Here is a 460-nt window from a genome sequence, read left to right on the forward strand (position 1 = left end):
GCAGGCCTTAACCCGGACGACTACACCGTAAGGTTCTACCTCGACCAGGCCGCCTATGACAACAACCAGGCCCTTCCGAACCAGTACACCAACATCAGCTCACCGCAAACCATCCTGGTATACGTGCAGAACGACACCACCGGCTGTGAGATACTCGCCCCGATGGAGCTGTATGTGGAAGAAGACGCTACCGCCTTCCCGGTAACCGACACCAGCGCCCTTAGCCAGTGCGACTACGACGGCACCAACGACGGCTACCTGGTATTCGACCTTACCGTGGTAGAGCCGCAGGTACTGGGCCCGCAAAGCCCGACGGACTACAGCGTAGCCTACTATGAAAGCATGGAAGACGCCGCAACCGAGACCAACCCGATAGCCGACCCGACCGCCTACACCAACACTGTAGAAAACGGGCAGACCATCTACATCAGGGTGACCAACACCACAACGATAACCCGTT

At 58.0% G+C, this 460-nt stretch carries 1 protein-coding gene; it reads left to right on the forward strand.

What is annotated here, in order from left to right:
• Positions 1–460, forward strand: a 460-nt coding sequence (locus KJK34_RS15555; RefSeq protein ID WP_498366269.1) for an FIDD domain-containing protein, incomplete at both ends; no start/stop codon positions are given.

Origin of the sequence: Flavobacterium coralii, from assembly GCF_019891545.1 — a bacterium.
Taxonomy (GTDB): Bacteria; Bacteroidota; Bacteroidia; order Flavobacteriales; family Flavobacteriaceae; genus Flavobacterium; species Flavobacterium coralii.